The sequence below is a fragment of the Oxalobacter paraformigenes genome, assembly GCF_000158475.2.
GTDB lineage: Bacteria > Pseudomonadota > Gammaproteobacteria > Burkholderiales > Burkholderiaceae_D > Oxalobacter > Oxalobacter paraformigenes.
The window spans coordinates 686,745-687,982 of the sequence record NZ_KI392031.1 but is presented as its reverse complement, the minus strand read 5'-3'; the positions used below and the strand labels follow the sequence as shown (position 1 = coordinate 687,982).

Annotated in this window: 2 protein-coding genes; both read left to right on the top strand. The window is 53.3% G+C overall.

Features of this window, described 5'->3' with window-relative positions:
• Positions 1-449: hypothetical protein (locus OFAG_RS06825; protein ID WP_020995014.1), on the top strand; the 449-nt coding region annotated here is incomplete at its 5' end.
• Between the two features lie 76 nt (positions 450-525).
• Positions 526-1,238, top strand: a 713-nt coding sequence (locus OFAG_RS06820; RefSeq protein ID WP_020995013.1) for a tetratricopeptide repeat protein, incomplete at its 3' end; no start/stop codon positions are given.

Below are 1,238 nucleotides of genomic sequence, written 5' to 3'. Positions count from 1 at the left end.
ACGCGCAGCGTTTCATGACCCTGGGCAATGTCTTTGAACGAGGCTGGGAAAGTATGGCGGAAAAAGGCGGAAACTGGATCGCCGAACAGGCCGGCAGAAAGCTCGTCTTCGTGCCTGCTGCCATCGCGTTCAGTCTGGTTCCCTCGCTTTGCGCCGTAACCGGCATGGCGATTCTGGATGTGGCCGCCGACTTGTATGGGGAGACCCTTTACCGTACCGGGAAAGGCGAACCGCTGGAAGCCTTGACCTTCGGCATTCCGCTGGGCCTGTTACAGAGACTGGTCCCTTCCGGAAGCGCCATGCCTGTGGTCAGAACCCTGAAAGATCTGGCGCACCGCCTGGAACGCATGATTTTGCAAAGTGTGGTTAATGCCGCTCAGGATGAGCAGGTCGAAAATGTGGCGAATCGCAAGAAAGGGAAAAAATCGGATAAGCAAAATGAAAATTGAAGGGGATTTGTCAGCTTATCAGTTGATTGTACAATAATGTATTGACAGATAAAGCGTGTCCGGCAAAAGAAACGGTATGATGAAATGGCTGATACAAACGGGAAGCCGTTTAATTCTTCTGGGACTCGCCAGTTCTGCACTGGCCTGTCCCTATGAAGAAGGCAACCGTTACTATAAGGCAAAACAATACGAAAAGGCATACGCCTGTTTCATGCAGCCGGATAACCGCCAAAATCCCAAAGCGCAAAACACGCTCGGCATTATGTACGAGGATGGGCTTGGCATTGAAAAAGATCCCGAAAAAGCCGTCGAATGGTACACACGGGCCGCCATGAACGGGAACGACAGGGCGCAATACAACCTTGCGATGTGTTATGAAACAGGACGGGGAGTAAAACGGGATTACGACAAGGCAATAGCATGGTATCTGAAAGCCGCAGAACAGGGAAATTCCTCTGCCGAACTGAATCTCGGTTACCTGTATGATGAAGGCATCAGTGTCTGGCGGCGAGACCGGCAAAAAGCCCTGTACTGGTACCGCCGGGCGGCCGGACATGGCGATACCGACGCGATGACCAACCTCGGTCACGCCTACTATCTGGGCACCGGTGTGCAAAAAAACCTGAACCACGCCATCCAGTACTACCTGATGGCGGCGGAAAAGGGCCATGCCAAAGCCCGGTATCTGCTAGGGGACGCCTATGAAACAGGGCACGGCATCGCAAGGGATTGCGAGCGTGCCCTCTTCTGGTACAAAAAAGCGGCCGAAAACGGCGAGATCATGGCGAT